Genomic DNA, 265 nt, shown 5'->3' on the forward strand with positions numbered 1-265 from the left:
CATGACCGCGACGCGCTGGGAGAAGTGCCGCACGATCGCCAGGTCGTGGGCGATGAAGACGAACGCGATGCCCAGTTCCCGCTGCACCTTCTGGAGCAGGTTGACGACCTGGGCCTGGATGGAGACGTCCAGCGCGGAGACCGGCTCGTCGGCGACGATGAGCTTGGGCTCCAGCGCCAGGGCGCGGGCGACGCCGATGCGCTGGCGCTGGCCGCCGGAGAACTCGTGCGGGAACCGGTTGTAGTGCTCGGGGTTGAGACCGACG

The 265-nt window shown here is 69.1% G+C and carries 1 protein-coding gene; it reads right to left on the minus strand.

Annotated elements, in window-relative coordinates; genetic code table 11:
- On the minus strand, positions 1–265 hold a 265-nt coding region (locus tag IF37_RS0138725), incomplete at both ends, for an ABC transporter ATP-binding protein (RefSeq protein WP_030754659.1).

The sequence above is a fragment of the Streptomyces sp. NRRL S-31 genome, assembly GCF_000718775.1.
GTDB lineage: Bacteria > Actinomycetota > Actinomycetes > Streptomycetales > Streptomycetaceae > Streptomyces.